Here is an 11758-nt window from a genome sequence, read left to right as displayed (position 1 = left end):
TATTGTTAGTTAAATTACTAATATCCTTATTTTCAAAAATGATTTCACCTTCATCAATTGGCTCAATTAGGCTTATGATATTGAGTAAAGTTGATTTACCGGATCCTGACTTACCAACTATAGCAATACTTTTTCCCTCTTCAATATCTAAATTGAATTTATCAAAAATAATATTCTCTCCAAATCTTTTACTTATATTTTTAAGAGTCATAATATTTTTCATATTTAGTCCTCCATGCCCTGTAAAATCATGTCTGCATCAATATTTACATATTTTCTCAAAAGCACTAGGTGCCCTATCACGAAAATTAGGGATAAAAATATATTATAGTATATCTTTACTTCCCTAAATACCAATAATTGTAAGAGACTCATTATTAAAATGAAGCCTATACTGATTATTGTAAAAGATTTCAAAGCATGTCTTTTCTTCCAGCCATTTATATAAAGAACTGCCCATCTTTTTTTAACACTTTCGAAATAGAATTTTTCTATTGTAGACACAATATAAGTGCTTATAAGAGCTCCTGGGAAAATCATAAAAATCAAGTTAAGTAGTCCAAGTATATAAGATTTTTTATATTCTTTGATTAAGTCACTTCCCTTATTTAATATAATTGTATCTTCCCAATCATATTCAGATAAAACATTCTCTATTTTTTCTTTACTTGTATTTAAAAATATTGTGTTGCTTTCAATAGTTCTATATATAGGGTAATTTTCTTTAGTTGAATATGAAATAATTGGATATGTATTTGTACTATAAACAAAAATATCAAATCCTAAATCGGTAAATTCATCATAAACTACAAAAAATATCTTATCATAATAATCATTTTTATAGGTCTTCCATAAATCTTTATTAAATTCTTTTTTATTGAAGAATAAATATAAGGAATTTTTTTCATAATTCAAATGAATATCTTTTTGATTGTTTTTTAGATTTAAATCATCCAATAACTTTTTATTTACATCAGTTGTATAATATTCTTTTTTATTTTTATCAAATATTATGCCCTGTTGATACTTATAAATAGATTTCGATTCATTAAATCTATTATATAATTTTATGTGCTTTACATTATTGGGATTTGTCTCATCTATTTGATTATAGGATAAGTTTCTTTTTTCAGACTTAAAGCCACTTGATATAAGCACATCTTTATATGCCCTATTAATCTTTATAAGTTTGACCAATTCATAAGGTTTATTAGTTACTAATTCTTTTAATCCTTCATTTAAAATCGTTGACAAAGGTATAGTTAATGCAAGACATATAACTATAGTATTTTTTAGGATAAAATAGTTGAAATTATAACTTTTAGTCAACATCGGTATGCTCATATTTTTAATAAGATTATATATAACTAATAAGGACATAAAATATAATAAGCAGAAAATAATTATGTACTTATAAAAGTCTAATAAAAACTTTATCGCCCTGCCATCTATTTTACCTATAAAAATTAGATAATAAATAGCCGGAAAAATTAATGAACAAGTTAAGACTATTTTAATATTTGTTTTAAAAAATTCTAAAATAATATCCCTCGTTTTAAAACCATTGATCCTATATATAGACAAGGCTTTTAAATTTTTAGAAATAATAAAAATATTAATTAAAAGAAAAAGTATAAAACAAACTAGAGAATAATATATCATGGTTTGTATAAGTTCTTTATCAATATCATAGAGCTCTGTATTTGATATACCAAAATTATCTATATATTTTGCATAATTGCTAATTAAATAATTCTCTATGTTTTCTTTTTCAGAACTGGAATCCGGGAAATAATGAATTGATTCAATCAACTCATCTTCTTTCAAAATATCCTTAAAGTTATGTATTTCTATATCTATATCACCAGTAAATAAATACAAGTAAGCACTAATATCTTTTTCTACTGAAGAAAGATAAGTTTTATCTAAATCAACTTTTTTATTTATAAAATGCAAAATTTTATTATCAATATAATCCTTATCCGCAGCTAGGTAATATACAATCTTATTTACCTTCCCCTTATCGTCAAAGATATAATTGTTTATTATAAATTTTGTATCCTTTGATTTACCATAAGTTTCTAGATGTTTTAAAAGATCACTTATGTCTTTTGCTTTATATTCTTTATTTAAAATAATAGAATTTACTTTTTCACTTTGGTAAAAATCAAATAAATTATACACATTAGACTTGTCCTTTTCTTTTTTCATAAATAAAAAAGAGAAGAACAAAAAAAGGGTTAATAAAAAATAAGATAAAATAAATCTCTTTTTCATAACCCCTCCTTGTTTTAATTGAAATTTATCATATTGTGTATCATGCTTAACTTTTTAAATATACTTTTCATATCTATATCTTCTTTATTAGAAACTAGATCTGTAATTTCCTTAGTTTTTGGGTCATAAGTAAATTTCAAATCTATTTCCTTGCTATTTTTTTCATCTTCAGGAAATTTTATTTCGACCTGACTAGTATCTTCCTCTGCTTTTCTAATCATTTTTATATAGTTTTTCTTAGGCAGATCTTTTCCAAAATCAAAATTATATCCTTCATATATATAAGAATCACCTATTTTTTCTTCAGACAAGATGCCTGTTTCTTCTGGCCATTTTTCCTTGTCAGTTTCTTTTTCTTTGCTTTTATTGTCAATAGTTAAAGAAACATCATTTTCATTTGATTCTTTGCTTGTTTCCTCATAGTTTTTTCTAGAACAAGCTGTCAATAAGCTAAGAACTAATAATAATATTATTGTTTTCTTTTTCATGGTTCCCTGCCTTTCAGTCTTCCTTATAACTTAATTATACTTGATTTGTCTTATTTTGCAATCATTTTCATAGATTTCATTAAATATAAGTCAATATAAAACTATTTCCAAAAATCCCATATTGGAAAAGCCTTCAATTTTATTTTTAATCTTATATTCTTCAAAGACTTTCTTTAGCTCATTCACTAGCAAAGTTCTATTTTCCTTATTCATCCTTAAAAAATCTATAATTAACATCTTCTTTATTTTTCTTAGGCTAATTTGTATGGCTATTTCATCAAGAGCCTTCAGGTTTACTGATAAGGACATGTCTTCTTTACTAAGATGTGTATCAACATTTTTATAATTTACGTCAATTACTGTCAGGGCTTCTAGCTGGTCTATGACTATAGACACATCTCCCCTTTCAACAAGCCTTTTGTCCTTAAGACTTAAATCCAAGGATATTTCACTGACATAGGCTGGGTTGAAAGCTGGGTCATAAATAATTTGGTCAAGAGGCAATTTAAGATTAGAAGTTATTTCAAAAGGATAATCACAAGTATAGTCTTTAATCCTATCAGGTCTATAAATCAGTTTGGGGCTTGGTAAAAAATTTCTTTCCTTTTCAAGCTCTTCATAAGTTTTCAACAAAACAGCTAAATCTTTTTTTAGAAAATCTTCTGACTTGTCCTTACCCCTAGTCCTATAAAAAGAAGAATGGACATTTTCCAGCTTACTATTTTTATTTGTTTTCAAAACCTGGTAAGGACTTGCTAGAGTATATTTTTCACTTAGTTCATACATCTTATGGTCCTTAGGATCTTTGATCACTTCAACTATGGTGTCAGCATGTTTATCAAGACTTTTAATCCTATTTTTACTTCTTAATAGGCCATCCTTATCTTCCCCAATATCAAGCAAATAGGCATCAAGGCTTGGTAAAAACTTTTTAATCCTTGCCCTATATATGTTGCCTAATTTACTTTCATTCAAGTCTTTATAATCAACTAATCTCTTGTTTTTGATTTCCCCTACTATTAACTTTTCTTCCTCTTTATAAATAAATTTATAGTTATCCATTTTTAAATATGCCCTTAATCTTATCCCATAAGGAAGATTTTAATTCTTTACATACAGGTTTATTGTCAAGCTTAAAATCTGCATGGTCTGAAAAAATATAAATGAAATTATCATATTCCAATTCTTCAATATTTCTAGAAAAATCATTAAAGTCAAGTTCATTTTTCTTAATCTTATATGAAGAAGGAATAAGATCTAAATTTTCATTTACATTTATTATCACATCTTCAAGGTCTATTATCCCTGATAAATAATCTTGGTTGTCATAAATTATTGAATCAGCTACCCCTAAAGCATCTTCTAAGTCTCTATTTTCTTGGATAAGAGATACTATTAAAGTTTTAGCTGAATATTTCGAAAAATATTCAGCTAAATTCTTTGGCATGCTTTGTGGATTAACTTGTAAATACATTTTATCCATAAGTCACCTATTCATTTTCTTGTGTATTCATATTGTTTGTTTGAGCATTAGACTCATTTTCTTGGTTATTTTCTTCAGTTTCAACAGTCGTTTCAGTAAAACTTGAACCTGGTCTTACATTTGTAAATCTAGAATCTTTCTTTACAAGTTTATAATATGAATAATATATATCATTGATTATAGCTTGCATATTAAGAGATTGTTTAGCTTGCACAACTTGAACATAAACAGCTATTTCTGGATTGTCAGCCGGTGCAAATGTCATTTCTGACCCTAAATCATCATAAAACTCGCCGGTTTTTGGATCTATAAGCCCTGGTTGAGCAGTACCTGTTTTAGCAGCTATTTCAAATGGGAACCTACTTCCATAAGGTCTATTCCTGTGAGTTCCTACCATCCCTTTTGTGACATCTTCAAAGTATTTACTCTTAATACCTGTTTCACTAGTTTTCTTCTCATTTTTATATATAGTTTCTTTATTTGAATAATCTTTGATTTCTTTTATCAAGGTTGGTTTTACTAATTCTCCTTTATTAGCAATTGTTGATGCCAATTGTGTCATTTGTAGAGCGGTATATCCATTTTGTCCTTGACCAATTACCATATTCATTGAGTCAGAAACTGTCCATACAGCTTGGTTTTGGTATGTGAATTTTATATAGGAACTTAAGCTTTCTCTTTTACCTTCAAGCACACTTTCTGAGTCATATCCAAGATCAGATAACCTTTTAGCTATTTCATCAATTGTTAGACTTGGTCCTTCTTCTAACCAGGAAACTATTTCAACTATATCACTTTGCATTTTAGTTTCACTTATTTCTACACCTTCTTTGATATATTGATCTAAGTTTCCTCTAAGGTAACTAGCTAATCTTCCTTTTAATATATTAATTTTGCCATCCAAACTAGGTGTATGTCCTCTTGATTCTTGAGGTTTATTTATTTCAATACCTGTAGGCTCTTTCATTCCAAGTCTTGCAGTAATCGATTCAATATCTTCAAGACTTACTTTTACATCTAGATCATTAGCTTTATTTGGATTATATCCAAGACCTAAAACATAGAAATAATAGTTACTTGAAACCCTTAAGGCATCATATAAATTAATATTTCCCCATCTTCTACCAGTATTAGTGTAAAGTAATTCGTGGAATCTTGAATTACCTACTTGAACATATCCATATGAATCAATTGGATCCGTCGGATCTAATCCATTTTCTAAAGCTGCCAATGAAGTAACAGTTTTAAATGTAGATCCAGGAGCAAAGGCTGATTGTATTGCATTGTTCATTATTGGTCTTGGCGCAAAAATATCTTTTGGATCAAAGTTATTTAATTTGTTCCAATCAGTACTTGAAATTCCATTTACAAATAAATTAGGATTATAGTCAGGCAATGATACTAATGACAAGACTTCACCAGTTTTAACATCCATAACAACCGCAACGCCTACTTCAGCATTTTTAGCCCTAGTAAAGTTAACAGGTCCAAAATATGTTTGATATGGAGTTCCATCTCTCATAGCCTTCATCGCATCATGCAATATATCTTCAACTTCTTTTTGAAAATCTATATCAATAGTAGTAAATAAATTATTACCTGGTTTAGCATCACTACTTTGTATAACATCAGTAGTTCTTCCATATACATCTGTATAAACAAGTTGTGAACCTTTTGTTCCTCTTAAGGTGTCTTCAAATGATTCTTCTAAGCCTGTCTTACCAACATTATCATTTATATCATATTTTTTATATTCAACATAATGTTGTAATTCTTGTTCTTCAGAAATTCCTCCTAAGTAGCCTACAATATGTGATGCTGTATTAGCATTAGGATAATACCTGCTTGGCTGGAAGTCTATTTCAAAACCTGAATCCTTTGGTATATATTCTTCTATTTTCACCAAGGCATCTTTTGATAAATTGCTTGCTACATTTATTGGTTTATATCCCATGTAAGCATATTTGTTAGTTAATTCTATAATTGATAATACTCCATAGTTTACATATGGATCAGAATTATCTAATTCATACTTATCTAAAAGTTTTATAAATAAATCCTTGGCACTTATATCTTTTTCTTTATATTTCTTTAATAAGTCTTCCTTATCAGCTATGTAGGAATATTCCCATTTCGACTTGTAAATTCTTGGGTAAATCCCCATATCAAACAATGATCTTTCAGCAAAATCTATGACATCTTTTGATAAAATATATTCATCTAAAATATTATTCTCCCTAGCTAACTCTATTAATTTATCTAGAGCTGTTACACTAGCTGAACTATTGTTTTTATTAAATTTTAATTCTACAAAATTATTCTTTTCATTTACTTCATAAGTTAAATTTGTTGTAATGCCTTTTTTCTCTAAATCACTAATTAATATAGAGGCAGGTATTATATACTTATCTTCAGATTTATAAGCTGTAGTTAACAAACTTTCAAGACTTACATCTTTTACTAGGTTAAGAAAATCATCTTTTGCTTGTGAATTTCTACTTACATTTTTTGATTTACTATTTAAAATTGATTTGTTTTCTAAATAGTTTAAATCACTTGAAAAGATTATATCTGTTAGTTCTATATCATCAATTAAATTTTTCTCATTCAACACATCATATACAATTTTTCTAGATAATGGGTGATCAATTAAATATGATAAAAATGAAGAATCATCTTTAATTTCAGATACAATATAATCTAATGGTTCTGTCGAGCTAATTATTATTTCATTATCTATTAAATGTTTGTATTCTTCATTTTTTATAAATTCAATTTGTAATCCATCTTTAGTTGATAATTCAACTGGTATCTCTTTTCCTCTTAAGATAAGATAATCACGCATTCTCTTAAATGGATAAAATTCAGATTCACTTAAACCATGAGACCTTGTAAATATTTCTTTTAATATGTCTTCATCTTTGATTAGTTCTATAATTTTTTGCTTTGGTAAAACTTTACCGTTAAAATAATCATCCTTATTTTTATATGCAAATTCATAATAACTAAAGAAATAATCATTAAGATAATTTACACCATCATCCTCTAAAAGTTCTACTAAATTTGTTAAAAGTTCATTTCTTTCCTTGTTGTCTAATTTATTAAATCTATCACTGTAGACTTTAAGGTTATAAACTAATTTATTTTCTGCAATAGGCTTACCATTCCTATCATATATGATACCTCTTGAAGCATCCTTATTGATTTGTTTTATCCTATTTTTATCAGAAAACTCCCTATATGTGGCCCCATTTATTATTGTTAAATTAAATAGTCTTGCCAGTAAAACAAAAAAGGCGATAAGAAAAACAATTAAAATTATTTTTAATCTATTTTTTTTCATATAGCCTCCTTTTATATCATGTTTCTTTTATTTATTTTATATAATTGATTTATTACCAAATATACAAATGGATAAATTACAAAAATCATTAGTATATATATCAAGTTATATTTTATGAAAGCTGTCAGGTCAAAGCCAAAAAATTCTCTATTAAATAAGAACTCGCTTATTAATCTATAGATGCTAGCAAAAATACCTGATAAAGCTAATATGATATATGTATAAACAAAATTATCTCTATTCGCCTTGTTCAAATTAAACACATAGTAGGATATTAAGTAATATAGCATGGCCGTCAGTCCCAATACATTATTAAATGCTAAATCTTGTACCAAGCCTTGAAATATAGCATAGTATACTATTCCTTCTTTTCTTGAAAACATAGATAAAGCTACAATGATCGGTATAGTTACACTCGGTACAACTCCAGAAATATTCATCCTAGACAAGATAGCATAGTCAATTAAAAAATTTAAAATAAATATAATAATTAGTCTAGATTTTTTCATTATTCTGCTACCTCATTATTTTCTATATTCATATTAGTATTTTTCATAATATAAACTTCATATAATTTAGAAAATTTAACTGGACTTTCTACTTTTATTATTTGAGAAAGTTTATCATTAGATTCCCCTACTTCACTTACTTTTCCTATATACAAAGCCCTTGGATATCTTCCGCCTAGGCCTGATGTATAAATACTATCGCCAGTTTCTATATCTGTTTTATTAATCATATATCCTGATAAAATATTGTATTCCCTAGCATTAATTATCCCTGTTTCTGAAGTTTTAGAATGAACAAAGGATAAGTTATACTTTTGATCTAAAATAGTAGAAATTTTTGAACTTACTAATCCTACATCTGTTACTTTACCTATAAGGGCACCAACAACATTATCTTGGTCATCTTTGAATGGACTTACAATAATATCTCCTGTGACAACTCCATCCATGCTACCTTTATCTATAGTTATTTCATCAAAAACATTTTTGTTATCAACTAATATAATATTTGCCCTAATAGCACTATAGTTGTTATAAAATTCATTTGCTTGTTTTAGGTAATCGTTTTGATCTACTAAAAATGATAATTCATTTACTTGCTTTTCTAAGGCTTGATTCTTTTCAGTTAGTTGCGCAACCATATCCCTATTTGGTTTAGAACCGAAAGTTGCATCAATTACAGTATTTACACTTTTGTTAACAAAAGAAGTAAGCTTAGCAAAAGGCGTAATAACAACGTTTAAAGCCTTAGATGTATAAGCATTAGCTCTAGGACTTATAACTGATATTATAATCAACACCAAAATTGATAATATTCTAATATAATGATTTTTCTTAGATTTTTTTTTATTATAATATAACATAATTACTTTCCAATATTTTTATAATCTTCTAAATTGTCTATTACTACACCCGCTCCTAGAACAGCATCTTCTACTGGGTATTCTGATTTTTCTACTTTTATACCTATCTTTTCTCCTATATACTTATCTAAACCAGGTATTTGGCTTGATGCACCTGTTAAAAATATTCCATTTCTTAATATATCCATAGATAAATCTGGTGGTGTCTTTTCAACTACTAGCCTAATTCCTTCACCAATCTTATCAATTGATTTAATTATTGCTTCATAAATATCAGATTGGAAAACATCAATAATTACCGGCATACCTGAAAGTAGGTCTCTACCAGAAATTTCTTCTGATTTATTTTCTTTACTTAAATCCAAACTTGCTAACTTTTCCTTTAATTCTCTTACGGTATTATCACCTACAGCGATTGAATACTTGTCGTAAATAAATGATTGGATACTTCTATTAAAGTTGTTTCCAGCATATTTGACGCTATGGGATAATACAATACCATTTAATGAGACCAATGAAATATCTGTATTTCCTGCACCTATATTAACTATTAATCTTCCTTCTGATTTTGAAACATCAAAACCAGCACCAATAGCAGAAGCTAAGGCAGATTCAATGATATATACCTCCCTAGCTCCAGAATATATACAAGCATCTTCAATAGCCCTTAATTCAATGTCACTTGTAGCAGAAGGTGCTGTAATCACTAGTCTTGGTTGGATTATATTCAAACCCTTATTCGCCTGATCTAGGCAATACTTTATTAATATTTTAGTAAAATCAAAATCTGAAATTGTACCATCCTCTAAGGGATTTACAATCGCTATATTCTCAGGAGCCTTCCCTATCATCTCTTGAGCTTTATTACCAACAGCAACAACTTCACCAGATTTTACATCTAGAGCTAATTGTGATGCTTCATTCATTATAATACCTTTATTTTTTTTATATACCAGGGTATTTGCTGACCCTAAATCTATAGCTAGATCTTTACCTACTAAATTAATCATCGTCCCTTATTCCTCTATGATTTTTTTCTCTCTTAAACTTATATATCTATCATGTCCAATAATAATGTGATCTAAAACCTTTATTCCTATTAATTTTCCAGCCTCTTGCAATCTTTTTGTTATTAGTATATCCTCATGCGATGGACTTGGATCTCCACTCGGATGGTTATGACTTAAAATAATTGAATTTGCATTATTTGTAATAGCAAATCTAAAAACTTCTCTTGGATGAACCAAAGTCTGGTTAATAGATCCTATTGAAACTGTTTTACTTGCCTTAATCTTATTTTTAGTATCTAAAATTAAAATTAAAAATTCTTCCCTATACGAATCTCTAAAATGATCAAATAAATAGTTCGCTACAGAATCAGGACTAGTAAGTGAGATGTTATTCATTGTTTCATACTTACTTAATCTTTTCCCTAATTCTAAAGATGCAATTATCCTACTAGCTTTTGATAAACCTATACCATTTATTTCCATTAGTTGATCTATAGATGCAAAAAGTAAATTCTTATCTTTAAAATATACTTTTAATATCTCATCCGCAAGAAAAATGGCGTTTTTATTTTTATGGCCACTACCAAGTATAATAGCTAAAAGTTCACTGTCACTTAATACTTCTTTACCATAATTATATAACTTTTCCATCGGTCTATCATTTTTTGAAATTTCTTTGATTGTATAATTGTTCATATCGGCTCCTAAATGTATTTATCTATTTTTTTCAAATGAGAAGCCACATTATATGAACCTAATCCTACAAAATAACCTGTTACAATAGCTATCAAGGTTAAAAACGGGAAATAAGTATATAGCATAAGTGACTTCAAAATAAATGCAGCAGCTGTTACCTGCGCAAAATTATGTGAAACCGCACCGATTATACTCACCCCTATAACTGAAAATATTTTAAACTTTCTTGAAAAATATTTTAAGCTTATCCACATCATGATAGTGCTAAAAATAGCACCTGCAAAACTATAAATAAATGATGGTCCAAAACCTATGATTAACATTAATAATACAGATTTTAATGCAGCGACTAACATTCCTCTTGAAAATCCATATATTATTAAAGTAACCATAATTACCATATTTGATAGGCCTAATTTAGCCCCTGGCATGGTAAAAGGTAATGGTATCATCCTCTCTATTAGTGATACAGCCAAGGCCATAGCGACCAGTAAACCTGTATACACTAAGTCTCTAATTTCTCTATTCATTAGAAAATAACATTATCGATTTGACTATTACTATTGTCATGTTTGATCTCTATAACAAGTCTGTTAGGTAGACATACTATAAGCTCACCCACTTTAGTAATGCTACCTTGTTTTATACATAACTTATCTAAACATGAAGCTTCGATAATTTTAACTTCATTTTCGCCAAATTCGAGAACGTTCCTTCCAAACTCTGTCTCTATTTCTAATTGTTCCCCTATAATTTTGTCGCTAAAGGGAATTTTATTTATCTCTTTTCCATTAATTTGTACACTTACATATTTTCCTTCTATGCCCTTATCAACTGTAGACATATAGTAGGCAAAGAACAAAGAAAATATCACAAGCACAACAATTAATATTTTATCACCCTTAGTTAATTTCATATGTCTCCTATTAATATAATTAAATTACATCAAATTATATTATACATTATTTAATAGTTTTTTTTAAGTAAATTATATAAAAAAAGAGTTAATACAATTTGCATTAACTCTTTTAATCTATTTGGCGGCGTCCTACTCTCCCAATCCGTTTCCAGACAAGTACCATCAGCGCT

The 11758-nt window shown here is 27.9% G+C and carries 12 protein-coding genes; all 12 read right to left on the bottom strand.

Annotation, left to right across the window (positions count from 1 at the left end):
* On the bottom strand, positions 1–223 hold a 223-nt coding region (locus Q0U66_RS04365), incomplete at its 3' end, for an ATP-binding cassette domain-containing protein (RefSeq protein WP_297377832.1).
* Positions 224–225: 2 nt separating this feature from the next.
* Complete coding sequence (locus tag Q0U66_RS04360) at positions 226–2211, bottom strand: hypothetical protein (protein WP_297377830.1); 1986 nt, start codon at positions 2209–2211, stop codon at positions 226–228.
* 80 nt (positions 2212–2291) lie between these two features.
* Positions 2292–2765, bottom strand: coding sequence for a hypothetical protein (locus Q0U66_RS04355; protein WP_297377828.1), 474 nt, complete (start codon positions 2763–2765; stop codon positions 2292–2294).
* A gap of 90 nt (positions 2766–2855) precedes the next feature.
* Entirely contained in the window at positions 2856–3827 is a 972-nt protein-coding gene (locus Q0U66_RS04350; protein WP_297377826.1) for a ribonuclease E/G, read from the bottom strand.
* Positions 3820–4248, bottom strand: a complete 429-nt coding sequence (locus Q0U66_RS04345) for a hypothetical protein (RefSeq protein WP_297377824.1) — start codon at positions 4246–4248, stop codon at positions 3820–3822. Before Q0U66_RS04345 ends, Q0U66_RS04350 begins: the two co-directional genes overlap by 8 nt.
* Before the next feature lie 7 nt (positions 4249–4255).
* On the bottom strand, positions 4256–7591 hold the full coding sequence (locus Q0U66_RS04340) for a penicillin-binding transpeptidase domain-containing protein (protein WP_297377822.1): 3336 nt from the start codon (positions 7589–7591) through the stop codon (positions 4256–4258).
* Positions 7592–7602: 11 nt separating this feature from the next.
* Positions 7603–8100 carry a rod shape-determining protein MreD gene (mreD, locus tag Q0U66_RS04335; protein ID WP_297377820.1) on the bottom strand — a complete coding sequence of 166 codons (498 nt, stop codon included), beginning with the start codon at positions 8098–8100 and terminating at the stop codon, positions 7603–7605.
* Positions 8100–8963, bottom strand: a complete 864-nt coding sequence (gene mreC, locus Q0U66_RS04330; protein WP_297377818.1) for a rod shape-determining protein MreC — start codon at positions 8961–8963, stop codon at positions 8100–8102. Before mreC ends, mreD begins: the two co-directional genes overlap by 1 nt.
* Positions 8964–8965: 2 nt before the next feature.
* A complete protein-coding gene (locus Q0U66_RS04325; protein ID WP_297377816.1) occupies positions 8966–9973 on the bottom strand; it encodes a rod shape-determining protein in 1008 nt (335 codons plus the stop codon).
* Between the two features lie 6 nt (positions 9974–9979).
* Positions 9980–10669 (bottom strand): DNA repair protein RadC, encoded by a 690-nt coding sequence (gene radC / locus Q0U66_RS04320; protein WP_297377814.1) that lies wholly within the window; start codon positions 10667–10669, stop codon positions 9980–9982.
* 8 nt (positions 10670–10677) lie between these two features.
* On the bottom strand, positions 10678–11199 hold the full coding sequence (locus tag Q0U66_RS04315) for a Gx transporter family protein (RefSeq protein WP_297377812.1): 522 nt from the start codon (positions 11197–11199) through the stop codon (positions 10678–10680).
* Positions 11199–11585, bottom strand: a complete 387-nt coding sequence (locus Q0U66_RS04310; RefSeq protein ID WP_297377810.1) for a NusG domain II-containing protein — start codon at positions 11583–11585, stop codon at positions 11199–11201. The genes Q0U66_RS04315 and Q0U66_RS04310 overlap by 1 nt, the downstream gene beginning before the upstream one ends.
* Between the last annotated feature and the right edge of the window lie 173 nt (positions 11586–11758).

Source organism: uncultured Helcococcus sp., assembly GCF_946998255.1.
Lineage (GTDB): Bacteria > Bacillota > Clostridia > Tissierellales > Peptoniphilaceae > Helcococcus.
The sequence above is the reverse complement of the archived record's forward strand: the minus strand, read 5'-3'. Positions and strand labels throughout refer to the sequence as shown.

Excerpts from the sequence above, each read along its gene's own strand:
- Q0U66_RS04340 (WP_297377822.1), bottom strand. The coding sequence starts at position 7,591 with ATGAAAAAAAATAGATTAAAAATAATTTTAATTGTTTTTCTTATCGCC.
- Q0U66_RS04345 (WP_297377824.1), bottom strand. The coding sequence starts at position 4,248 with ATGGATAAAATGTATTTACAAGTTAATCCACAAAGCATGCCAAAGAAT.
- Q0U66_RS04315 (WP_297377812.1), bottom strand. The coding sequence starts at position 11,199 with ATGAATAGAGAAATTAGAGACTTAGTGTATACAGGTTTACTGGTCGCT.
- Q0U66_RS04310 (WP_297377810.1), bottom strand. The coding sequence starts at position 11,585 with ATGAAATTAACTAAGGGTGATAAAATATTAATTGTTGTGCTTGTGATA.
- Q0U66_RS04350 (WP_297377826.1), bottom strand. The coding sequence starts at position 3,827 with ATGGATAACTATAAATTTATTTATAAAGAGGAAGAAAAGTTAATAGTA.
- Q0U66_RS04355 (WP_297377828.1), bottom strand. The coding sequence starts at position 2,765 with ATGAAAAAGAAAACAATAATATTATTATTAGTTCTTAGCTTATTGACA.
- Q0U66_RS04360 (WP_297377830.1), bottom strand. The coding sequence starts at position 2,211 with ATGAAAAAAGAAAAGGACAAGTCTAATGTGTATAATTTATTTGATTTT.
- mreD (WP_297377820.1), bottom strand. The coding sequence starts at position 8,100 with ATGAAAAAATCTAGACTAATTATTATATTTATTTTAAATTTTTTAATT.
- Q0U66_RS04325 (WP_297377816.1), bottom strand. The coding sequence starts at position 9,973 with ATGATTAATTTAGTAGGTAAAGATCTAGCTATAGATTTAGGGTCAGCA.
- radC (WP_297377814.1), bottom strand. The coding sequence starts at position 10,669 with ATGAACAATTATACAATCAAAGAAATTTCAAAAAATGATAGACCGATG.
- mreC (WP_297377818.1), bottom strand. The coding sequence starts at position 8,963 with ATGTTATATTATAATAAAAAAAAATCTAAGAAAAATCATTATATTAGA.